Source organism: Fulvivirga ulvae (assembly GCF_021389975.1).
GTDB lineage: Bacteria > Bacteroidota > Bacteroidia > Cytophagales > Cyclobacteriaceae > Fulvivirga > Fulvivirga ulvae.
In genome coordinates, this window is sequence record NZ_CP089981.1 from 6,129,596 (window position 1) to 6,152,642 (window position 23,047).

General features: G+C 42.4%; 23 protein-coding genes. 9 read left to right on the plus strand and 14 right to left on the minus strand.

Annotation, left to right across the window (positions count from 1 at the left end; translation table 11 throughout):
- Positions 1 to 45: 45 nt before the first annotated feature.
- Positions 46 to 2,958, plus strand: coding sequence for a triple tyrosine motif-containing protein (locus LVD17_RS25670; protein WP_233762762.1), 2,913 nt, complete (start codon positions 46 to 48; stop codon positions 2,956 to 2,958).
- Positions 2,959 to 2,983: 25 nt separating this feature from the next.
- Here the strand turns inward: LVD17_RS25670 and LVD17_RS25675 are convergent, their stop codons facing one another.
- The 7 genes from LVD17_RS25675 to LVD17_RS25705 form a co-directional block, all read right to left on the minus strand.
- The gene (locus LVD17_RS25675; RefSeq protein WP_233762764.1) at positions 2,984 to 3,382 is read right to left on the minus strand and encodes an STAS/SEC14 domain-containing protein; all 399 of its coding nucleotides are present in this window, start codon (positions 3,380 to 3,382) and stop codon (positions 2,984 to 2,986) included.
- A gap of 120 nt (positions 3,383 to 3,502) precedes the next feature.
- On the minus strand, positions 3,503 to 3,982 hold the full coding sequence (locus tag LVD17_RS25680) for an SRPBCC family protein (RefSeq protein WP_233762765.1): 480 nt from the start codon (positions 3,980 to 3,982) through the stop codon (positions 3,503 to 3,505).
- Positions 3,983 to 4,094: 112 nt separating this feature from the next.
- Positions 4,095 to 5,042 (minus strand): FKBP-type peptidyl-prolyl cis-trans isomerase, encoded by a 948-nt coding sequence (locus LVD17_RS25685; RefSeq protein WP_233762767.1) that lies wholly within the window; start codon positions 5,040 to 5,042, stop codon positions 4,095 to 4,097.
- A gap of 204 nt (positions 5,043 to 5,246) precedes the next feature.
- Positions 5,247 to 5,480 (minus strand): hypothetical protein, encoded by a 234-nt coding sequence (locus tag LVD17_RS25690; protein ID WP_233762769.1) that lies wholly within the window; start codon positions 5,478 to 5,480, stop codon positions 5,247 to 5,249.
- A gap of 76 nt (positions 5,481 to 5,556) precedes the next feature.
- Positions 5,557 to 5,787, minus strand: a complete 231-nt coding sequence (locus tag LVD17_RS25695) for an Ada metal-binding domain-containing protein (RefSeq protein ID WP_233762771.1) — start codon at positions 5,785 to 5,787, stop codon at positions 5,557 to 5,559.
- Positions 5,774 to 6,535, minus strand: a complete 762-nt coding sequence (locus LVD17_RS25700) for a 2OG-Fe(II) oxygenase (protein ID WP_233762773.1) — start codon at positions 6,533 to 6,535, stop codon at positions 5,774 to 5,776. The genes LVD17_RS25695 and LVD17_RS25700 overlap by 14 nt, the downstream gene beginning before the upstream one ends.
- A complete protein-coding gene (locus LVD17_RS25705; protein ID WP_233762775.1) occupies positions 6,493 to 7,332 on the minus strand; it encodes a bifunctional transcriptional activator/DNA repair enzyme AdaA in 840 nt (279 codons plus the stop codon). Before LVD17_RS25705 ends, LVD17_RS25700 begins: the two co-directional genes overlap by 43 nt.
- 139 nt (positions 7,333 to 7,471) lie before the next feature.
- Here LVD17_RS25705 and LVD17_RS25710 point away from each other — a divergent pair, with 139 nt between their 5' ends.
- The gene (locus LVD17_RS25710) at positions 7,472 to 7,708 is read left to right on the plus strand and encodes a hypothetical protein (protein WP_233762777.1); all 237 of its coding nucleotides are present in this window, start codon (positions 7,472 to 7,474) and stop codon (positions 7,706 to 7,708) included.
- On the opposite strand, the gene LVD17_RS25715 is transcribed toward LVD17_RS25710, so the two are convergent.
- The 6 genes from LVD17_RS25715 to LVD17_RS25740 all read right to left on the minus strand — a co-directional run bounded on the left by LVD17_RS25715 (position 7,686) and on the right by LVD17_RS25740 (position 12,200).
- A complete protein-coding gene (locus LVD17_RS25715; protein ID WP_233762779.1) occupies positions 7,686 to 8,219 on the minus strand; it encodes a DUF1440 domain-containing protein in 534 nt (177 codons plus the stop codon). The genes LVD17_RS25710 and LVD17_RS25715 overlap by 23 nt on opposite strands.
- A 31-nt stretch (positions 8,220 to 8,250) precedes the next feature.
- Positions 8,251 to 9,375: an NAD-dependent epimerase/dehydratase family protein gene (locus LVD17_RS25720; protein WP_233762781.1), complete on the minus strand. Its 1,125-nt coding sequence runs from the start codon at positions 9,373 to 9,375 to the stop codon at positions 8,251 to 8,253.
- 220 nt (positions 9,376 to 9,595) lie between these two features.
- Positions 9,596 to 10,207, minus strand: coding sequence for an NAD(P)H:quinone oxidoreductase (gene wrbA / locus LVD17_RS25725; RefSeq protein WP_233762783.1), 612 nt, complete (start codon positions 10,205 to 10,207; stop codon positions 9,596 to 9,598).
- Between the two features lie 83 nt (positions 10,208 to 10,290).
- On the minus strand, positions 10,291 to 11,385 hold the full coding sequence (locus LVD17_RS25730; protein ID WP_233762785.1) for a mechanosensitive ion channel family protein: 1,095 nt from the start codon (positions 11,383 to 11,385) through the stop codon (positions 10,291 to 10,293).
- A gap of 151 nt (positions 11,386 to 11,536) precedes the next feature.
- The gene (locus LVD17_RS25735; protein WP_233762787.1) at positions 11,537 to 11,839 is read right to left on the minus strand and encodes a hypothetical protein; all 303 of its coding nucleotides are present in this window, start codon (positions 11,837 to 11,839) and stop codon (positions 11,537 to 11,539) included.
- Positions 11,840 to 11,969: 130 nt separating this feature from the next.
- Positions 11,970 to 12,200 carry a hypothetical protein gene (locus LVD17_RS25740; protein ID WP_233762789.1) on the minus strand — a complete coding sequence of 77 codons (231 nt, stop codon included), beginning with the start codon at positions 12,198 to 12,200 and terminating at the stop codon, positions 11,970 to 11,972.
- A 325-nt stretch (positions 12,201 to 12,525) separates the two neighbouring features.
- Between LVD17_RS25740 and LVD17_RS25745 the strand changes: the two genes are divergently transcribed.
- From LVD17_RS25745 to LVD17_RS25775, 7 genes are all read left to right on the plus strand, one after another.
- Positions 12,526 to 12,915: a hypothetical protein gene (locus LVD17_RS25745; RefSeq protein ID WP_233762790.1), complete on the plus strand. Its 390-nt coding sequence runs from the start codon at positions 12,526 to 12,528 to the stop codon at positions 12,913 to 12,915.
- A gap of 54 nt (positions 12,916 to 12,969) precedes the next feature.
- The gene (locus LVD17_RS25750; protein ID WP_233762792.1) at positions 12,970 to 13,824 is read left to right on the plus strand and encodes a pirin family protein; all 855 of its coding nucleotides are present in this window, start codon (positions 12,970 to 12,972) and stop codon (positions 13,822 to 13,824) included.
- 74 nt (positions 13,825 to 13,898) lie between these two features.
- Entirely contained in the window at positions 13,899 to 15,188 is a 1,290-nt protein-coding gene (locus tag LVD17_RS25755; protein WP_233762794.1) for an aspartyl protease family protein, read from the plus strand.
- A 139-nt stretch (positions 15,189 to 15,327) separates the two neighbouring features.
- The gene (locus LVD17_RS25760; protein ID WP_233762796.1) at positions 15,328 to 17,310 is read left to right on the plus strand and encodes a carboxy terminal-processing peptidase; all 1,983 of its coding nucleotides are present in this window, start codon (positions 15,328 to 15,330) and stop codon (positions 17,308 to 17,310) included.
- A gap of 5 nt (positions 17,311 to 17,315) precedes the next feature.
- Positions 17,316 to 18,338 carry an LIC11966 family surface protein gene (locus LVD17_RS25765; protein WP_233762798.1) on the plus strand — a complete coding sequence of 341 codons (1,023 nt, stop codon included), beginning with the start codon at positions 17,316 to 17,318 and terminating at the stop codon, positions 18,336 to 18,338.
- Between the two features lie 272 nt (positions 18,339 to 18,610).
- A complete protein-coding gene (locus tag LVD17_RS25770; protein ID WP_233762800.1) occupies positions 18,611 to 19,360 on the plus strand; it encodes an outer membrane lipoprotein-sorting protein in 750 nt (249 codons plus the stop codon).
- Positions 19,361 to 19,494: 134 nt separating this feature from the next.
- Positions 19,495 to 22,575: a WD40/YVTN/BNR-like repeat-containing protein gene (locus LVD17_RS25775; protein ID WP_233762802.1), complete on the plus strand. Its 3,081-nt coding sequence runs from the start codon at positions 19,495 to 19,497 to the stop codon at positions 22,573 to 22,575.
- A gap of 54 nt (positions 22,576 to 22,629) precedes the next feature.
- On the opposite strand, the gene LVD17_RS25780 is transcribed toward LVD17_RS25775, so the two are convergent.
- Positions 22,630 to 23,031 (minus strand): hypothetical protein, encoded by a 402-nt coding sequence (locus LVD17_RS25780; RefSeq protein ID WP_233762804.1) that lies wholly within the window; start codon positions 23,029 to 23,031, stop codon positions 22,630 to 22,632.
- Positions 23,032 to 23,047: the final 16 nt, after the last annotated feature.

The window sequence follows — 23,047 nt, forward strand, 5'->3', positions numbered from 1 at the left end:
AATTTTTTACCTTTAAAAATCAACAACTGTATTGGTACACTGACTATGGTTAAAAACTACCTGTTGTTTTGCTTCATGATATGTTGTCTTTTGCCTCATGGACAGGCGCAGAACTATGACCTGGGATTGCCGTTCATAAAATACTACTCTACCCGTGAGTATAATGGCGGTATCCAAAACTGGGCAATAGCTCAAAACAAATACGGGCTTATTTATGTCGCGAACAATTTCGGCGTACTTGAGTTTGACGGGTCGTCGTGGCATATTTTTACCCTGAGCAGTGGCAGCAAGGTAAGGCATATCTCCATAGGCTCTGACGGCAAGGTATACGTGGCCAGTCAGGGCGATTTTGGTTATTTATTTCCTGATAGTACAGGAGAATTATTATACACTTCCCTTGCGGACAGTTTACCTGCCAAATACAGGAACTTCGACGAAGCCTGGCGGGTATTCCAGGACCATGACCGTCTGGTATTTTGCACTTTCCGGCAAATCTTCATTTATCATGCCGACGGAAAAATTGACGTAATAGACCCGGAACAGGCACCTGAAAACTTTTTCTATACCAATCATCAGCTTTATGTAAACCAGCTTGAGGTGGGCCTCTCCTATCTTGATGGCGGCACACTAAAGATACTGCCCGGAGGTGAGAGGCTAAAAGGAATGACTGTGACCGGCCTGCTCAACCGGCCTAATAATGAGCTTTGGGTGGCTACCTTGCACAACGGCATATTCATTTATAATGGCAGCAGTTTTGAGCCCTGGAGCGTGAAGAACAATGAGGTATTCAAAAGCTCAGCGATCAATTGCGCTTTGCGCCTGAGGAACGGCAATTATGCATTGGGCTCTCAAAACAACGGGCTGTATATCGTTTCTCCGGAGGGTGAAGTACTTCTTCACCTCAACAAAACCAAAGGGCTCAACAACCGGACTGTTCTCAGCCTCTTTGAAGACGCCCAAAACAATCTGTGGCTGGGACACAACAACGGCATTACCTCTATTGAGCTCGACATGCCTTTTACCTACATCAATGAGCAAGTCGGATTGCCAGGCACAGGTTATGACGGTTACCTTGACAACAACACACTATATCTGGGCACCAACAATGGACTCTATATGAAAAGATTAAACGAAGGCAGCGGTAAAAACTACCAGTTTATAGAGGGTACTGAAGGTCAGGTTTACAGCATCAGTAAAGTAAAAGACCATCTGCTGGTCGGTCATCATAATGGGGCTTTTCTGCTAAAAGATAATTCCGTTTCCAAAATATCAGATGTCCTGGGGGCCTGGACCTTTCTGAAATTAAAAGACAGGCCCGGGTATATCATAGAGGGCACATATAAGGGACTGGTGTTACATCAGGAAATTGGAGAAAATATTGTATTTCAGCATAAGATAAAGGGCTTTGATGAGTCCTCAAGGGTAATGGAACTCAGTGAAGATGGTGATATCTGGATGACCCATGGTTATAAGGGTGTTTACAAGCTCCGGCTAAACGATAAGTTGGATTCCATATCATCGGTAAAGTATTACGGTACAGAAGCAGGCCTCCCCTCAAATGCTTTAATTAACGTATTCCGAATCAGGAACAGGCTGGTCTTTACTACAGAAAATCAGATTTACCGTTACGATAAGGCTTCGGACCGGTTTGTTGTTGATGAGTTTTTCAAAGATTTTTTCAGCAATGATCCTGTTATTGCCCTCGCCGAGGATCCTTACCAGAATATTTATTACATGACTATTCAGGAAATCGGCATTCTTGAAAAGGATGCAAGTGGTGAATACAGAAAAAAGACCAGCATATTTAACAAATTGAAGGACATGCTTAACGATGACCTGCAGAATGTATCTATTCTCAGTGCCAACCAGGCTCTTTACGCTGCCAAGGAAGGTTTTGTACTTTATACAGCCAGTTCTGCAAATATTACTGATCAGCCTTTTCATACACTTTTGAGAAGGGTTAGTCTTACCGGGAACAGTAATGTCACGTTATTTCACGGGCATTATGTAAACAGCAATGAAGTCACCAATAAACAGCCGAAAGAGTATATTCGAAGTATACCTTACGAGCAGAATTCAATCCAGTTTAGCTATAGTGCCACTTTTGTGGACGGCCTGGAGAAAACCATGTACCAGTACTGGCTGGAAAACGGCGAGAAAAACTGGAGTGAGTGGACTTCAAGAAAAGATAAAGAATACACCAACCTGCACGAAGGCACCTACACCTTTCATGTGCGTGCAAAAAACATTTATGGTAAAACGAGTGAGGCCACATCATACACGTTTACTATACTACCACCCTGGTACCGAACAAAGCTTGCCTATACTATATACACAGGCATGATTTTGACATCTTTATTTGTAGCTTTTTACCTGTTTGATAAAAAACACAAAAGGGAGAAACACCGGCTGACATTAAAACAGGAAAAGGAGCTTCATAAAAAGGAGACAGAGATAGAGTCTATTACAAGAAAATCTGAGGAGGAGATACAGCGACTCAAAAACGAAAAGCTGAAAGCTGAAATTGAGAGTAAGAATAAGGAGCTGGCTACCTCCACAATGCACCTGATCAACAAAAATGGATTTATTGCCAGTATAAAGAGTAATTTAGGTAGTATTTCAAAAAGAAGTAAAAATCAGGAAGTCAGGCACGAACTAAAGAAAATAATCAGTAATATAGACAGGAATATCTCCCAGGACGATGACTGGGAGCATTTTGCATTTCATTTTGACCAGGTCCACGGCGATTTTACCAACCGCCTTAAGGAGTCTTTCCCAGACCTGAGCCCTCAGGAGATGAAGTTGAGTGCCTATCTGCGTATGAATCTCTCTACCAAGGAAATAGCCCATCTATTAAACATTTCTGTTCGTGGTGTTGAAATTGCACGTTACAGGTTAAGAAAAAAACTCGAGTTAGATCGCTCGGTCAACTTACAGGAGTTTATCCTTAAATTTTAGGCACGGCACCTTATTAACTTAGTATTTATTTTTCCATGAGAAATTCTATGGCGCTTTCCTCGTCCTGTACAATTTTGAAGGGCATATCAAACTTGTTGACAACGGATAAGATCATATTCAGATAATATCGTTTAAACACGTTGCCACTGGTGATAACGGCAGCCCGTTTACACCCTGCTTTGATCGCAGCAGGTACCATTTCCGCCTCAAACCATTTACGGTTTTCAGGGGCCACCACACCCTGATCCCGGGTATCAGAAAGAAACCGTGTAGTTTTGTTATCCTTTACCCATTCCAATAGCTTCAAAAAGGGCTTCTTATATTCATCAGGCTTTGGATTGCCCTGCCATATTATTTTACCTATAAACCGCTTGGGGTCATATACAACCCTGACATAGGGCTCATTCATCAACTCTATTTCCATAAAAAACAGTGCTTATTAGCTTACTTCAGTTTAAGAGCTGAAAATATAAACAAATAAGAATATTCATCAAGCAACATTGCTCTTTACACCGGAAAATTATACCAAAAATCGCCTGTTTCATTATATGGAGTCAAATGATGCCTCATATTTGTCAAGCAGCCACGACCATCCCCTGACAGACGCCATACCTGCCACATATCGCTGCCAATGCTTACCATGCCTTGAAAAGGAGTGATGATGCACCTCAACACGGGTAAAGGAATCCTCAACCCCAAACCTTACTTCAACTATACTGGCTTTAGCCGGATCCGGAACCGGTTCACGGTTCACCCCTATCTGCCATGTAAATGAAATAGCATAGGGTGGCTCGTACCTGATTACTCTTCCCCAGTCGCATTCAAAACCATTGGGGCCACGTTCAAAGCATCTTCCCCCTTCCCCGGACTCTATAGTAATAAAATCCAGTACCTCATGGCTCCAGGTATATTCCGCCGGCCACCATTTGCCAAACTGATTGACAAATACTTCAAATGCTTTCTGCTGAGTTACCTCTATGGTTATACTTCGCTGTACCGAGTCTTCTACTTTAGCATTTTTCATAACTTATTAATATCATATACAGGTCAATAAAATACATTATAACAAATACTCAAAAAAAATGCCTGCTATCTTTCGACAGCAGGCACCCTTACAATCTATCACGTATTCAAAATTAATTAGTATCCACAAGCTCTACTTCGTACACGAGCGGCGAGAATGGCAGGACCCTGGTTAATAATATCTTGTCCTGCAATAGTTCATCTCGAACTGAGGAAGGTAAAACCTGAATACTGCCCCCAAAAGCCAGCTTAGATGGCATGACTAAAGTTGCTTTACCTCCTTTTTTCATTTTAAGTATCCCTTCTTTCAAGCCTTTAACAATGTAACCACCATACAAATCGATGGTAACAGGTTGGCTGGGATTTGTTTTATCAACGAGTGTACTGTCAAGATATCGACATTCATAGTGAATTTTCACTCTGCTCTGACCTGTTGGCTGTACTCCGGTCCCTGCCTGCTTTTGGTTAAAAATAAGTCCTGAAGATAGTTCCTCTTTATCGGTTATAGCATTTGATGTTAAGTATTCTCGGAGTTCCTTCATTTCCTGATTATAACGCTCATCAAGCGTTTGAGTGCTGACGACGTGAAGCTCAATAATGAGTATAGTGTTGGCATCAAAATCATCGGCGTTGTAATCTCCGTAAGCCAGGGTAGATGGCATATAAAACCTGAACTTCTCACCTGTTTTCATCAAGTGAACTGCATAGTCCAGCCCAAGTGGGATTACACTTTGGTAATCGTGTAAAAACATGACAGGGGCCAGTGAGTCCGTGGTCTTTTCCAGTTGCTTGTCTTCAAGTGTTTTGATGTTGTAAAAAACAGAAATGATGTCATTGGTTCTCACAGCTTTTCCCTGGGCATTTTCGGTCAAAACTTCATAATAAATGCCACTGGCATCTTTTATTGCTGAGATATTTTTATCCGTAAGGTATTTGGTTATCTTTTCATCCTCTTCCCTCCTCCAGCGCTCAAGCTGGGTCTCTTCTTCCTTACATGAAGAAAAAAATGAGATTAACAGTGACATCCCTATCACGTGTACAATCGGTCTAATTGTTGCCATATATGTTTATCATTTTACTCTTATATGACACAACTATATACAGCTAAGTTGGAAGAGCTACATAAAAAAGTGAATAGAAAGGCTTTGTAAGTACACAAACAACTAAATATCAGGAAGAAAGAGTTTGAATTTTTTAACCGGAAAATAAACAAGTTTAAACATGTAATATAGCATACCCACATCAACTGCGGAAGGCAAGGTTTCTTACCCTTTGAGCTCCTCGCAGTGAAACCCGAGGTCATTCAGACTGGCTATTACCTCATTGGTTTTTATTCCCCGGCTCACTACTCTCAATATGTGATCACAATCCTCCATATCAAGGTTCCAGTCCTCAATATCGTCTGTGGTATCAAGCACTTCCGCCAGAGATGCCACCTGCAGAGAATTGGTTATATTGGTTTTAAATACAAGTATATTGTCAATAATTGATGAACCCATCTTGTTTTATATTGTCCTGTTACCAATGGTCTTATACGGCTGGAATGAACTTTTGATTATCAATCTGTTAAAAATGTTAAAATTTCCGGCTCCAGGATGCATATTTCTCCTTCATACACCTGGCACATGGCCTGTACCCAAGCTCAACTGCCTCTCTTTCACTGGCAAAAAACACCCTGTTCTCCATTTTCATACGTTTACCGGAAGCACAGTCCAGCATACCATAGATTTTCAACCTCCTGTTTCCAGCATAACAAATTTTTCCGGTAAGGATCATCCGGATAACAGCAACCTTATTGTGCATCATGAAATATAATACCCACTGTTACACGCTCTCCCCACTTAACCCGGCTTACACCATGTCGCATGGCAACTCTATAGTATCCGCGCAGGCCATTAACAGGCCGGTAGTTTGTGGTAAAAATGAGTATATCGCCCTGGTTTGGCTGAAGTACCTCTGCACTGGATTGTGCTCGCGGACGCTGCTCCGTCATCACAAATTCGCCACCTCCAAAATCTTTATTAGGCTGATTTAGAAACAAAACTGCCTGAAACGGAAAATAGACATCACCATACAAGTCCTGGTGTAGCGTATTATAGCCTCCCTCCTCATATCTCAAAATTAACGGAGTAGGCCTCTTTTGCCCCTGTTGATGACAATAAGATAAAAATTCGCCATGATCTGTCGGGTATCCGGCACTTGTCTTCAATACTCTTACAAATTTATTGGCAGTTGGCACCAGAAAAGGATACATCCCCGTACGGAACTGCTGAATAACCTCCGGTAAGGGATATTTAAAGTACCTATATTCACCTTCTCCAAACCTATATCTGCCCATATCGATGGTACTCCGGAAAAGATGGTCCTGTGGATATAAAACTTTAAGCTCTGCACACTCATTAGCAGAGAGTACATTTTCCAAAAGCGCAAAGCCGCGACCGCATAGCTGTTCATCAACGCGGTTCCAATTCTGGCTCTCGATGCGATGTTGTAAAGTTAATGCTGCCTCCATCATGCAGCATGCTCCTCCCCAAACACCTGGGCTGATTCCCAACCGATAATAGCCATCTTACGCTCCTGCCCCCAGCGGTACTCACCTATACCCCCAACACTTTTGATTACTCTATGGCAGGGAATAAGGTATCCTACCGGGTTTTTACCGATGCTGGTTCCTACAGCCCTTTGTGCCGTAGGCTGGCTGATCTGATTGGCGATTTCACTATACGACACCAGTTTCCCCTCTGGGATCCTGAGCAAAGCTTCCCATACTTTCAACTGAAAATCCGTTCCTTTCAGGTGTAGCCTGATCTTTTCAGGATTATCAAGGTTTTTATTGAAGAACTTTCTTACCGTATCGTGGTCACCATCTGCTCCCATTCCCAGATGTGCTTTTGGCCATAGCGTTTTGAGTTCTTCCACTACTTGTTCTTCATTATCAAAAAAGAGCAGGTTGCACACTCCCTTGCCGGTAGTAGCGATCAGGTAATTGCCAAACAAGCATTCATTGATGCTGTACTTTATAAAAAGATTCTCTCCCTGGTTCTTATATTCTCCGGGAGTCATACCCTCAATGTTCACAAAAAGATCATGCAGTCTGCCTGAGCCTGAGAGCCCGGTCTGGAAGGTAGTCTCTTCGACAGAATGCTGCTGCGACAGCACTTTCTTGGCATGTGCTAAACTGAGGTATTGCAGAAACTTTTTGGGCGATACACCTGCCCATTTTTTAAAAAGCCTCTGAAAATGGTATGGGCTCAAATGTACACTCTCTGCCACCTGTTCTAAATTAGGCTGATCCTTGAAGTTGGCCTTAATGTAATTGATTGCCTGGGCTATGCGTTGATAATCAGTCATATCTAATATTATTTACCAGATACAAATCTAAAGGTTGCCATAGCCGGAAAGTACCCGAAAATTGCTATAAATTCAAAACATATAATTTTTCAATTCCAAAGGGATTCCCCTGCATGTGTACTAAAAAGGATTGTGCTTCATGACTGGACTTAATCAGGCCGATATTAACCGTGCTTTACTAAGCGTCAAAGGATTAGTAAAGCTGGACTGTAATTACCCCACAACCCCAACCAGAAACCAATGGACGTGCAAAAGACACCATGGATATGCAGCCTTTATAAACGCTGCCAGCGTAGTTGCTGGTGGAAAAGCACCAACAAAAGACCACAGTACCTTTCTCAGGGCAGTCTCACTCAATCACGGCCATTATCAATAGCATCAAAAACTGCCCCGGCTGCCAATGCATAGGTCAGGTGCAGAAGTGCATCTTTGGCCAGTGCCTTGGCTCCCCATTTGGATGCCGGTGGCGACTCTGTCATGGCAGGAACCATCACCAGTTCTGTGCCCCAGATCGCACCAAAGTGGATAGCCGTAGCCGCAGGGCCTTTAATACCCGCTAATGACAATAATCCACGACAAACTCCCCAGCCGGTGCCATATCCCCAATGCATCAACTGCCCGAATTTCTCTTCATTCTGCTCCTTTACTGAGTTTTCTTCATTGCCTTGCTTCTTACCCTGCTCCTCCTTTTCTCCTCCTCTGGGTTCCACGCCCAGCACCTTGCCACCTACTTCTGCAGGCGCATTGCTGGGCTCCCGGCCGCTGATCTTCATTTCTATCATCTGTGCAATGGTAATGGCTACTGTACCTGCTATACCTGCTATCAGACTCCGGCCTATGGCTGAGCCCACACTTCCTACATTTCTTTCTATATGATCAGTATTCATCGTTATTCAATTTTTGTTGTGTTGATTATTCTCAATGGGAGGTATGGGGCTGCACCTCTTCTTTTTCCTTCTCCTTTAAGCGAGAAGGCATTTCCAGCTTGTTTTCCTTATACCATTTCACCGGGTCTTCCTTCAGTTTTGAAATGATAACCGAAAGGGTATTCAGCAAACTGTGACGAGGCTCCCAACCCAGCAACTCCTTCGCTCTTGACACATCCAACTCATAATGATCATCTGCCCTGTCGATCATCCATGGCTTGATGAAAGGGTCTCCGAATAAGTTCATGCTCCACGAGCCGATTTTAGCAAGTGCCTCAGGTACTTCATAGGTTTCCCAATCTTCACCATGAATAAGTTTTCCTATGCGCTGCTGCAAATCTTCATAGCTGGGGGTTTCCGGCTCACCTATGTTTATGGCTACCTCCTCAGGCAATTCTTTCCGCTTCTCTACGGCTTTAATTAACGCATCCAGCACATCGTCCAGGTGAACGAATACATTACCATGCGATGTATCGCCAGAGTAGAAATGACTGGTAAACTGCTTCTCATAGATGCGTTGTATCTGATGGGAAATCGGAATAGAATGTCCCTCATCGTCATAGACTCCTGCCATACGAAGAAGCACCGTCTTCATGGCTCCATGTTTCTCTTTGATTACCTGCTCCGTATCTGCCTTGGACTCAGGGTAATCCCAGTTTGGCGCAATAGGGCAATCTTCATTGATCTTTTGGCCGGGTACCGTTGGTTTATAGATGAGATTGGTACTGGAAAATATAAATTGCTCAACATCAAAATCCTGAAGCACGTTAAGCAGGTTTTCAGTACCCTGTACCGTTACTTTTTCGTACAGGGGACTAGGCTCTCCTGAGAAATCATAGTAGGCCGCCAGGTGGATGACCGATGCTATTTTAGTCCCATATCCATAACGCACACGCTCCATAGCTGCTCTGATGCTGTCTTCGGAAGTAATATCAAAGTTTACACACTCTGCCTCTATGGGAGGGAAAGGATTACCTGTTTTGTCCAAGCCTATCAGCCTGTAATTTTTCACCAACCTCTTTATCAGCTTAGTACCTATTAAGCCACTGCTCCCTGTCACAATTATCACCTCTTTACTACTGTCTCTTGCTCCTGTATGGTATGTCTGATTTTCCATATTCGCTCTTTTTAGTCAGTTCTGAAGCAGTAAGCTATACTCAACCGCATCTGTAATATAACAGCTGTCTGTCCAAACTGTTTGCTCTAAACCGTACTGCTTTTATGCTCATTGAATGACATTAAAAGCCGTTTTGTGCCCATGGGTACTTAAGGCGCAGTTCCTGACTTTAAATAATTTATCGAGATTGGCACTTTTAATTCACTTAGTTCTGGTACTGTCACCCAACTACCCAACCCGCAACCGTCACCACACGTTTGGCCTGATGGGCCACTGCCTTTCTGATACTCTCCTTATCTTGTTTCATATTACCTTCCATATCTACTGATACACTTGTACCATACGGATTACCCCCGGCGGCATAAGTTACTTCATCAGTATACCCGGGTGCGACAACTATGGCGCCCCAGTGATACATGGTGGTATATAGTGACAGCAATGTGGACTCCTGTCCCCCATGCGGGTTAATGGCACTCGTCATTGCTGTCACCACCTTATTGGTAAGCTTTCCCTTTTGCCACAAAGGTCCCGTGGAGTCCAGAAACTGTTTCATTTGGGCTGGTACATTTCCGTAGCGGGTAGGTACACTGAATATAATGGCATCCGCCCACTCAAGGTCATCCAGCGAAACTTCTTTGATATCCCGGGTGGCTTTCTGATGTTTTTCCCAGGCCGGGTTAGCTGATATAGCCGATTGGGGGGCCAGTTCGGCTGCTTTCCTTATCCTCACTTCAGCATCTTCCTTTTCAGCACTTTCTGCCGCCCATTGAGCCATCTGGTAGTTTGTTCCTGTAGAGCTGTAGTAAATCACAGCGGTTTTTATCTTTGCCATAGTTTCTTCTGTTTTAATGTATGTTTAAACATTAACATACAACTGCAACAGTTGTTTGCTATTAAAACAGCATTTAGGCTGCGTTATGTCGTAACGGTAGAAACAGGCCCATTATCATCGCCCTCTTTGTTATCATTATGCAAATAAAGTGTGCGCGTAGGGTAAGCTATAGAAACTCCCATCTTCTCAAATTCCTCAAATATTTTGTAATTGATGGACTGCTGTGTATCCATGTATTTGTTGTAATCCGAACTCAGTACATAGTAGACAATCTCAAAATCAAGGCTGGAATCTCCATATTTCTGAAAATGCGCCCTGTCAAACTCCACATCGGGCTGTTCCAGAACTATAGATTTCAAAAGATCAGGTATTTGCTTTAGCTGATTGTAAGGTGTTTGATAAACCACTCCTACCTTAAACACTACCCTTCGCCGCTCCATCCTTTTATAGTTATGTATTCTTGAGTTGGTGAGATCGCTATTGGCAAATACCAACTGCTCACCAGAGAGGCTTTTTACACGGGTCGTTTTTACCCCGATATATTCCACTGTTCCAAGTTTATCATCAACGATCAGAAAATCTCCTACCTCGAAAGGGCGGTCAAAGAATATAACAAAGTAATTAAAAAGGTCTCCCAGGATATTTTGTGCGGCCAATGCGATGGCAATACCGCCTACACCAAGTCCGGCTACAACCGCGGTGACATCGTAGCCCATATTATCGAAAAAGAACAGCAAACCGATAAGCCAGATGATGACGTTGATAATGATCATCAAACCACCGATCTGTTTTACCTTTTCCTCACCATTTTCCTGCCGTCTGATGTAAACCCGTAAAAGCCTTAGAATAGTTGAAGAAACAAACCGGATGATCAGATAGGTAATCACCACAGTCACTGCGATGGTAACTATATTCTCAGCCCGCTCAGACAAATGAAGATAGTTTATGGCAGCATAAACAATTGCAGCATATAAGGCCGGTAAACCAAAAGTAGCAATAGTATCAACAATGTAATCGTCAATGTCCGTACTTGTATTCTCTGTCCACTGTTTCAACTTTTTAAGCAGTGTACGCTTGAAGAGCTTAACCATGATTATGCCCAGCAAAATGGCTCCTATGACAATAGCATAATCCTGAACAGTATTATTAAAGTAAGTCCTTTCCAGAAATTCGTTCATTGCGCCTGATAAAATTGGTGAAACTTTTGTCTACACAATTATATAAAGCGTTAATGTCTCATTTGTTATAACATCGCAATATTTTATCTATGGGCAGGCTTACTACCTGCAAAACCGACGTAAGTGTACAAGGCTTCAATATCCCGTGTTATTAATATAGCAGGTAGAAAAAAATAATACCTGCATGTACCAGGGTACTAAGCGCAAAAACCGGAACGGTAATTTTGGTGGACATCACGGCAAGGTTAGAAACCAATATGGCAAAAGAAAAAACAGTAACTACCAGATATGGCCATTCACCTGCCTGCATATGAAGCAACACCAATAACGTTGGCGGTATAATCACACAAGTGTGTACAAATATAATTATTGCCATAACCAGCAAACGGTTAAAATCCAACAGCTCAGTCCATTGTACAATGCGTTTTCCAAATGTATTTTCCTGATCATTCATATTATTATGTTTTAATGATGAGGCAAATCTACATTTTATTAAAGATAAAAAGACCTTTTTATCTTTAATTATATTAAACCTTCAAATCTGGTCCCGACCGGACAAGTCAGTATACTACCAGTCACATGAGCTATTTCTTCGACCTCCCGATACACCATGTACAATCCCGGTAGCCCTCCTTATGAGCTTCTCGCAATGACCTGCACGGAAGATCGTCCCCATGCTTCATTATATCACTGATATGACAATCGGGCTTAACATTAAAAAGGTCATGCACCTCCTTTTTGGAGTTGTCGATGAGGTATCTTTCACCGTTCATATTACCCCGGTGAGTGATAAGTACGCTACGTGCCTGTTCCATTTGCTAAAAAATTAGGTTTAACACCAATTTGAGTAGAAAAGCGCTTTGCAGACAAGTGAGGTATGTTTTGGCACTCCTGGCAAAGTCAACTTCTTAGACAGTAAAAGCTAGGAATAAAATAGATTATATTTTTTTTATAAAATCAGCCATCAAGATGCAGTGGTCATTTCCGTATGGCAGAGCAGCTTTTTCAAAATTATCATTAGGTAATTTTACCTATAAAATTGAGTAAAATTACCTAACAGTGCCTTTTACTATTCATGATGACCAGTTTTTCAAATCAGGTAAGAATAGATATATTTATAAAATAAATTTTAGATTAAATATGAGAACTTTAATACTATCTATTTTTATACTGGGTTTGATCTCTTGTGAAACAATAGATAAGAACCAAGCCATAGCTGTAAAACAGGTTAATGGCCTGTATGTATATATTTTATCTGAACCAAAAATGCAGGTGGAGCCATTAGGTGAGGTTCATAATAATGTTATTGACCAATTAAGCGAGGCTACTTCCGGAAAAACCAAGCTTACACATATTCTCACAGGTATTACTGCAACGGCTGGTAAAAATATAGACTTCCAGCAGGTACTTAAGCAAATGACTATGCTTGCCAAAGAGCAACATCCGGACGCAGAAGCACTTATTTTTGACAGTAACCTCAGGCATGCAAGGGTTGTGAAATTCCGGCTGCCTTACCCTGGCAGTTACTAAAAAGCACAACCCGGACTGATCAAATCCCGTTCTCAATGAGAACAAAATAAGCTCATGAGAACTGTCAGTAAAATTCACAACGCCGAATATCGCCCTATAGCAGACCTTAAAACCTATTCGCCATTACCCACCCGGCAGCTAAGTCAAATAGATCCCTTTTTATTCCTTAATCATCACGGACCTCAGACATACCCTCCTGATAATCAAGGGTTACCCTTTGGCCCACACCCACACCGGGGCATGCAAACCGTTACATTCATTATGGAGGGTGATATAATGCATCAGGATTCCGGCGGACATGAAAGTATAATTTCTGCCGGAGGTGTACAATGGATGGTAGCTGGTAGCGGTCTTATACATGCAGAAATTTCATCTGACGCTTTTAAAAAAGAAGGGGGACCGCTGGAAATTTTACAGCTCTGGCTTAACCTTCCGGCAAGTCTGAAAATGACAGAGCCCCATTATACAGGCCTTCAAAAGCAAGACATTCCTACACAAACCCTCTCCGATGGTAAAGTGGCTATGAACCTTATTTCGGGCGACTGGAATGGAACCCAAAGTGCTTTTACCCCGCAAACAGATGTTCATTTGACCACCATCCATTTCATGCCAGGCGGAGAACTCGACCTACAGATACCTTTAGATCAGAACATCTTTTTTTATGTGATCAAAGGGCAGCTTGAGGTGAATGATCATGTGGTAAAAGCCACACAACTGGCTGAGTTTAATAATGATCATGAAGACCTGAAAATAGTTTCCTCTGCAAAAAGCACTTTACTTTTAGGTTACGCCAGGCCTTTCAATGAACCTGTAGTGGCTCAAGGCCCATTTGTAATGAATACAGAGCAGGAAATTTATGAAGCCTACGACGATTACAGAAAAGGCAAATTTGGCTCATGGAATGGGTAAGCGCGCAGGGCTCCGCTCATCAGAACTCATAATTCACAAATTAAACACACCGATATATTTTTACTGCTGAACTCATGAATAAGATACTATTCGTACCGGTTACATTATCAGTATTGCTTATTTTCCAAAGTTGCAACCCCACAGAAAAGCCGGAGACTAGCCTCCAGGTTTATGAACATTTGGATTCGCTATATAGAAACAAAGCTTTTTTTAAGCTAAAGGACGGGTTTAATAAAAACAAGGCTTTGCTCGGCGATAGGGACCGCCTCGTTATTCAGGCATTTACCGATGCCATTTTTAACAACAGGGAAGCTTCCAACGCAGCCATAGACAGCGTAATGAGCCACCACAATGCCTCCCTCTCTGACTCTCTTAAACTCCAGCTTCTGGAGACCAAAATCAACAACAGCGTATTTATTGGCAGGTATTATGAAGCCTTTGAAGCTACCAAAGCCATTCTGGCCCTGGGCGGGTTGAGCAATGAAGAAAAAGACGACCATGAAAACACCCTGAAAATTTATGATGCTCTGAAAAACAGCCCCGGCCAAATGGCTATCATCACTGAAAGCACCTTGCCCATTGGTAAGGACATGGCTGGACTATCAAGAATACCTGTTACCATAGGCAATACCGAGCAACAAGCCGTTTTCGATACGGGCGCAAATCTATCGGTTATTACTGACAGCCTGGCCATAAAATACGGCCTGACCATACTCGGGGAAACTTTCAAGGTTACTGCACTGACAGGCAATGAGGTGGATTCTCATATTGCTTTGGCCGACTCACTGAAAATAGGAAATACAATCTTAAAAAATGTGGTGTTTCTTGTATTTCCCGAAAGTAGCCTGAGTTTTCCTTCAATCGGTTATCAAATTGACCTGATCATCGGCTTCCTGGTTATTCATGCCCTTAGGGAAGTGAGTATAGTAAAGAATGCAAGCCTCCACATCCCGGAAACTACCGGCGATTATTCTGTAACAAACATGGCACTGGATTTTCTCACTCCTATAGTTGCCGTCGAGCAGGATTCACGCACCCTCCCGTTCACTTTTGATACCGGGGCATCATCGACCCAGCTTTACAAATCATATTTTAATCTCCATAAAGATGCCATAGTTCAAAGTGGAAAGCCGGACACTGTATCTCTCGGTGGAGCGGGTGGAGCTATAAAAACTGCTATTTATAAAACCACCTTCTCTGCAGCCATAGCACAACAGCCTTTTAGTGTGGACTCTGCACAGGTCTTTTATGATCATGACCTCAAAAAGGATATTGGCATGTACGGTAACCTGGGCCAGGATGTATTCCAGCAGTTTGATACCCTTACCATGAATTTTGAAAAGATGTTTTTAAAGCTGGAATGACACATTTTAGCCTGTAAAATCCAGTTATCGACAACTGCTTCGTTAAATATTTTGATAATTAATCAGAGTCACCTAACACAGGTTTAGATATAATCTTTAAATTCGCAGATTAGTTTATAGTTTTTTTCTGTTAATTTTCATGAATCGACTTCTCGTTGCACTACTGCTTTGTTTTTTTAGCGTAGGCACTTATGGGCTTCAAAATTGTGAATTGCCAGCTCGGTTAGTTGAAACGCTCCAGGCTAACCATTATAACCCGAAAGAGCTCAACGACTCACTTTCTTCAAGTATTTATGAGCATTTTATTCGTTTGCTGGACCCCGATGCCATAGTTTTCTCCTATGGTGATATCCAAAAATTGAATCGCCTCAAAGATCAAATTGATGATGATGTACGCACGAAGGAGTGTTTTGTTTATGAAGAAGTATTGAGTGCTTATAAAGCAAAGTTATCAAAAATTATAGACCACATTAAGCTTTGCAAGTTATCGGATTTGTCAAAATATGATACTTATGAGTTCACTATACCAGCAAAAAAGGAGTTTCCTGAAGACGCAATTGAAATTGTAAACCTGCAGCTCAAAGCGGGCTACTTTCACCGGATACAGTCAAAAACCGCTTCCACCGATGATTCGGATTTTTTCAATGAGGCCAAGGAGCAAGTACTTTGTAAATACACGCGTATGCTATCCCCGGAGGAGGGTCTGGATCAGAAAGTTCTCTCTGCCTATTTAAACGCTATAGCCCTCGCTTTCGATCCACACTCTCAATACATGACTGAGCATGACAGAGAGCAAATAGCGTTTGCCCTTGACACCGAGGCACAAGGCTTTGGCTTTACAGTAAGCAGGAACCTGGTCCATGAGTTAGAAGTAAATACAGTCATTCCGGGGAGTCCGGCCTGGCAAGATGAAAGTATTCACGAAGGGGATATACTGCTGGCTGTAAAAGCCGACGAGGTGCACTTAGACCTCGAGTGTATGGATGTTGAGGAGGTGAACATGATATTGCTACAATCCCCCTATGAAACGATCAAACTCCGTTTGAAGCAGTCGGATCAAATAAAAAACATTGAACTGAGACGCTCAAGGCTCAACCAGTATGGCAATACCTTAAAAGCTTTTATTGTAAATGGCCAAAAAAGATTTGCTTACATTTCCATTCCCTCCTTCTACACTTCATTTGATGACCCCAGATATATCAAAGGCCTGGCAGATGACCTGGCCAAAGAGCTGCTAAATTTAAAGTCAGAGAATATTGATGGGCTTATCCTGGATGTACGTTCCAATGGTGGCGGAAGCATGGCAGAAGCGATTAAATTACTGGGGCTGTTTATAGATGAAGGCGTATTGTTCACTATCGAAAATTCTAAAAAAGAAGTTAGCACTATAAAAGACCCCAATCGTGGAGTGGCCTATGACGGTCCCCTGCTGGTCATGATCAATGAGGCGAGTGCATCTGCCTCTGAAGTATTCGCTGCTACCATTCAGGATTGGGGTAGAGGCATAATTGCAGGCTCTAAAAGTTATGGTAAATCCACTTCACAATTGATACTTCCGGTCGCTCATAGTAAAGGCCATTATTTAAAAGTAACTACCGAAGCTATGCACAGGATCACCGGTTCAAGTTATCAGGGACGGGGCGTCATTCCTGATATTACCCTCGAAAATATTCTTGAAAACTTTGTACATGGTGAAAGCGCTACTCCCAATTACCTCAGGCTCTCCGGTCATTCGGCTGTTGTTGTTAACAAAAGCTTTCTTCCAATCAATCAATTAAAGGAAAAAAGTAGTGCCAGACTCTCTCAAACGAATCAATACGCCTCTATTAAAAAGATGAATAATGATTTGAAGAAGGGTAAAACTTTTACAATCCACATGAATAAAGGCACTTATGAGAGTGACATGGAAAGTCTTCAAACATGGTTTACACAACTGGAAGGGATCACCGGTCTTCAGCATCAACAGTTTGAGCTGGAGATACCGGAATATTCGGAATTTGACATATCCATAGATGAAGTACTCAGTACAGACTACAAAAAGGCACAGGAGACATTAAAGCAAGACTTTTACTTATGGGAGTCCTACAACATATTGGCAGATTACATTGAAATTACGAATTAGCAATTATGAAAACAACACAAGTATTTTTTATCTTACTCATTTTGGCCTTCCATGCTCATGGACAGGAAACAGCCTCTGACTACATGGCAAAAATCGGCAATGAATACCGTGAGATCCAGAATGATACCTGGGCCTATATAAAAGCTGCCGCTCATGGAAGAAATGCACGAAAAATAGATAAACGCAGACTTGAACTTACCGAAACCATAAAAAAAGCCAATGGCACCATTCGTAGGTTTAATACATACCAGAAAGACCCTTCCCTCAGAGATGCCACTGTTAAATACCTGAGTTTAAGTGAAATTGTGATCAAGGAAGATTATGGGAAAATAGTAGATATGGAAAAAATAGCGGAAGAATCCTACGACGCCATGGAAGCCTACCTGAGAGCAAAAAAGGAAGCAGGGGAAAAATTGACCGCAGCTCACCAGGAGTTGGATAGTGCACAAAGCACTTTTGCTGCAAAACATGGCATAAACCTGATAAGCAAGCTGGACAAACAAGGTGAAAAAATAAAAAAGGCCTCAGAAGTAATGGACTACTATAACAAAGTTTACCTGGTTTTTTTCAAAAGCTATAAGCAGGAAGGTTATGTTTTACAAGACCTTAGCAATAACGACATGGGTGCTTTTGAGCAAAACAAAAATACTTTGAATACTTTTTCAACAGACGGGTTGCTGGAAATTGATAACATAGGTAGTTATAATGGAGACCCTATGATAACGACAGTCGGAAAAAAGCTGCTAAATTTTTATCAGAAAGAGGCCTCTGAGCATTTTGACACCTACTCTAAAACAGTATTACTGAAAGAAAAACTTGAAAAGATGTCTAAATACCTTGAGGCCAAAAAACCATCAAAACGGACCCAGGAAGATATTGACAAGTACAACGAAACATTGAGCGAATACAACGAACAAGTGAATGTTTATAACAAGGTAAACGATACGCTGAACAAACAGCGTACTGAACTTCTTAAAGAGTGGAATGATGATTCTGAAAAGTTCATGGCTAAACATGTACCCAAATAACCAAAGGCTAACGGCACACAATCCACTGTTATTAAGCACGATATAGAATGTCTCACGGCGATTAGCACACCTGACATTGCCGTGGGACATTATCATTTCCATTTCTGCAAAACAAAAACATCTTCATCATCACTAAGCACCAATCATCAGCAAATACCACAAGATCATCACTTCTTAGTTAGAACTATCCATCTTTTTCACCATATTCACTTGTCTTTTGGCTCTAAGAGCTTTTAGATGAGTAAACTAAATCTAACCTAGATCGAACAGATATGAAAAGAATGAGATTAATGGTGCTAGCATTATTTTTTGTAGCATCAGGGGCACAAGCCCAAACGGCTGATGAAATCATTACAAATTATTTTGAAAATACCGGTGGTTACGCAAACTGGGGAGCCCTTAAAGGCGTAAAAATGAATTTCAAAGTAAATCAGGGTGGCATGGAAATTCCTATTGAGGTAGTTCAACTGGCTGATGGAAAGCAATACACTAAGGTTAGTCTTCAGGGAAATGATATCATGCAGGGTGTTTATGATGGCAATGTGCTTTGGAATACCAACTTCCAAACCATGAAAGCTGAAAAAGCTGACGCAGAAACTACTGCTAACCATAAGCTTAATACCAATGATTTCCCTCAGGACCTTTACAACTACGAGAAAAAAGGCTATAAGCTCGAACTGGTAGGTAATGAGACTGTGGAAGGTACCGAAACCTTTAAAATAAAGCTGGTTAAAGAGCCTGTAACCGTGGATGGAGAAAAGGTAGACGATGTGGTGTATTACTTCTTCGACAAAGAGAATTTTGTTCCCATTGCCCAGGAAAGTGAAGTGGTTTCTGGTCCGCAGAAGGGCATTATATCCCATATCTCATTTAGCGATTACCAGGAAGTCGAAGGCCTCTATTTCCCATTCTCTATATCGCAGGGAGTAAAGGACGGACCTTCTCAGCCCATTACTATAGATGCTATAGAAATTAACCCTGAAGTGGACGAAAGCTCTTTTGCTTTCCCTGAAGGAGAATAATTTACTAAAATGGCTCAGAAAAATCTGAGCCATTTTAGTTTCCAAACTGCTGCAACCGACCAAAGCAACGTGCTATAGTTGGTGTCATAGCTACAAAAAAACATTATCGTGACAACTGATCTAACCTTAAAAACATGAAAAAAATATTTTATGTAGTGATAGCCCTATACCTGCTAATTTCGTCGAGAGTATCCGCTCAGGAAGAAATTAACCTCACGGGCGAAGAGCTTTTTGGTGATTTGCAAGCCAGGCAAATTGGCCCAGCACTAATGAGTGGAAGAATAAACGACCTTGAAGGGCACCCAAAAAACAACAGAATCATTTATGCCGGAGCGGCCGGTGGTGGTGTCTGGAAGTCTTTTGACGGTGGAGTTAGTTTCAAGCCTATATTTGATGAGTATCCTCAGTCTATTGGCGTCATCAGTGTTGACCCAAAGGACCCTGACAACTCTATATGGGTAGGCACCGGGGAAACCTGGACAAGAAATAGTGTTTCGATCGGTGACGGGCTTTTTCAGTCGACCGATGGTGGAAACAACTGGAAAAAAATAGGCTTCGAAAAATCAGAACGCATTAGCAGTATAGCCATTAGCCCTTCGTCTGAGGAAATTTATGTCGGTATACTTGGCGCATTGTGGAGCGACAGTGACGAGAGAGGCGTTTATAAATCACCTGATGGTGGTAAAACATGGGAAAAAATCCTTTATGTGGATCAGAAAACAGGCTGTAGTGACCTGGTGATGGATCCGAACGACCCTAACACCCTATACGCCTCCATGTGGGAATTCCGAAGAACACCCTGGTCGTTCAGCTCAGGAGGCCAGAATAGTGCCTTATACAAGTCAACCGATGGTGGTAAAAGCTGGAACAAAATCCATAACGGGTTCCCTTCCGGCAAATTGGGAAGGATTGCAGTGGCAGTGGCCCCCTCCGACCCTAATATAATATACACGGTTCTTGAGACAGAACAAGCTAAAAACAACGGCCTTTACAGGTCTGACGATGCAGGTAAAAGCTGGAAACACCTGAACAATGACTTTGGCCTGGTTGTAAGACCGTTTTATTTCTCCCGACTTGTCATAGACCCCAGAAACCCGGAGGTAGTGGTAAAAGGCGGATTGTTTGGCTCCATTAGTCGTGATGGTGGCAAAACCTTCAAAAACCTGGGCAATATGCATGCGGATATCCACGACATTCTTTTCGACATCAAAGACTCTGACCGCATGTATGTAGGCACCGACGGCGGGGTGTACCGCTCTTATAATGGCGGAACTACCATGGAAATTGTTCCTAACCTGCCCATCTCCCAGTTTTACCACATTAGTGTGGACGACAGCGAACCCTATAACATTTACGGTGGCCTTCAGGATAATGGCTCATGGTACGGTCCTTCCTCTTCGCCAGGCGGAGTAGAAGCCCGGGATTGGAATTCCATAGGTTTCGGTGATGGTTTCAGGGTACTAAAGCACCCTACCAAAAACATCATTTACTCCGAAATGCAGGGAGCTGAAAATGTATGGCGCTATGATGTGGAAAGAAACAAAAATAAAACTATTCAGCCCTTACCGGTAAAGGGAGATCCTAAACTGCGGTTCAACTGGAATGCCCCTATGGCTGTAAGTGCTCATCAGCCCGACAGGTTTTACATGGGAAGCCAGTTTCTTCACAAATCCGAAGACATGGGCGACACCTGGGTTAAAATATCACCCGACCTCACCACCAATGACCCTTCAAAGCAAAGCCAGGAAGAGTCTGGTGGTCTGTCAAAAGATAATTCAGGCGCTGAGAACCATACTACTATATTCACCATTGCAGAATCTCCGCTTGACGAGCAGGTAATCTGGGTAGGTACTGATGATGGCAATGTACAGGTAACACAAGATGGAGGAAAAAACTGGACAAATACCATCGCCAATATTCAGGGACTGCCCAAAAACACATGGTGCTACCATATCGAGGCCAGCAGCTTTAAAAAAGGGACAGCTTATGCAGTATTTGAAGGACATAGCACAGGTGACTTTAATACTTATGTTTACAAAACAACTGATTTCGGTAAGACATGGACATCCATTGTAACGGATGAGATTGATGGCTTTGCCCGCAACATTCAGGAGGATTATGAGAACGAAAACCTGCTCTTCCTGGGAACTGAGTTTGGACTTTACATAACCATCAACGGAGGTAAATCATGGTCAAAATTCACTAACAATGTACCTGCCGTGGCTATCCACTACATCGAATTGCAGAAAAAGACCAATGATTTAGTATTGGGAACACATGGGCGTGGAATAATAATCATTGATGATATCTCCCCACTGCGTCAGCTCAGCCAGGAAGTACTTCAGAAAGATGTTCACTTCTTTAACACCAAACCTACGGTGATGGTGGAAGAAAGCGGATTTGGCGGAGGAAGTACCGAAACTCAGTTTGTGGGCCCGAACCCCTCCACGGCTGCACGAATAGTTTACTACCTGAAAAAGCGACATACGTTTGGAAAAATGACTATGGAGGTGCGGGACAACGAAGGAAATAAGATTATGGACCTGACCCCGGGCAAATCCAAAGGAATCAACATTGTGACGTGGAACTACAGAACAAAGCAACCGAAAGTAGCCAAGGGCAAAACCTTCACTTATGGTGGGTTTACCGCTCCAAGAGTAACGGCAGGTACTTATAAGGTAGTAATGACTAAAGGGAAAGACACTTATGAAACTGACATGGTTCTGGTCAACGACCCCACCTCCCTGCTGACTGATGCTGATCGCAAGGTAAAGCACGACGTAACCATGAAGCTTTACAATATGTCAGAAGACCTGGCCTATACCGTTTACGAAATGGATGAGTGGATTGCCAGGGCCGAAAACCTGCTCAGGGAAGATGCGAAATCCAAAAAGGTTACCGAGCCGGTCATCAAATCGCTCAATGACCTGAAAGATACCATGGTCATCACCAAAGGCGATAACTATGTAGGCGCAGCAGAGCCTCAGTTAAGAGAGAAACTATCAGACCTGTACAGTAAAATAGCCGCAGGGTTTGAAAAGCCATCCGCATCAGAGATGGACAACCTCAAGCTGATCGAAGAAAGGTTCAACAAAGCCAAAGCAGACTTTAAAAACATAAAAGACAAGCAAATCGGCAAAATGATCGCTTACCTTCAAAAAAGCGAGTTAGAGCCAGTTACCATTAAAAGTAAAGATGATTTTTTGAGTGAATAATAAAAGCCGGGGTAAAACCCGGCTTTTTCTTTTCATTAGACCTTTATACTTCTATTAAGCCCGTCTAGCTACTTTTATCCACTCCAGAGCCTCACTCATACTGTCAAAGTTCTGGTTAATCACTTTATTGTTTATTGACTCCTGTAAGTCATGTAAAGATAAACTAGCAAAAATATCACTAGGTACAATGATGGCTCCATGTGTGTACCCGGCAGCGACTGCCCGTGTTACCCAATCGGTACCCATCCATTCCAAAAGGTCCCCGGCGATAACCCCCTGCTGCCTTGTATCAACAACCACTTTGTTGGCACTGAAATGCTTAAATGCATCTACTAATTGATTGCACCCGGTTCTGAACTCTTCTTCTGTAGGAGGGATTAGCCATTCATGCAGAATGTAATTGTAAGTAGGGTCATAGCTGATTTTAACAAAGTCTTCTTGAAAATAGATTTTCATTTCTTACAGTTTAAAT